This is a genomic window from Staphylococcus gallinarum (assembly GCF_000875895.1).
GTDB lineage: Bacteria > Bacillota > Bacilli > Staphylococcales > Staphylococcaceae > Staphylococcus > Staphylococcus gallinarum.
On sequence record NZ_JXCF01000094.1, the window covers coordinates 1 to 241 of the forward strand.

The 241-nt window shown below is 35.7% G+C and carries 1 protein-coding gene; it reads right to left on the reverse strand.

The features are described from left to right. On the reverse strand, positions 1-241 hold a 241-nt coding region (locus tag SH09_RS13565), incomplete at both ends, for a relaxase/mobilization nuclease domain-containing protein (RefSeq protein ID WP_158001739.1).

Below are 241 nucleotides of genomic sequence, written 5' to 3' on the forward strand. Positions count from 1 at the left end.
ATAAACTGCAACTTGATAATCTGGTGCAATTTTTTTAGCTAATTCTAAACCTATCTCATTACACTCTTTAGCTGTTACTTCGCCAGGCTTAAAAGATTGAATGACTGTATGTGCTTGAACCCCATTCTCTTTGCCATATAACGCCCTAGTTTGCTTAAAATATGATTTAGCATAATCAACATCACAATTTAAGCCGCTTTTTTCTTCTGCACGTTCTTCTGCGTAATTAATGGCACGACTT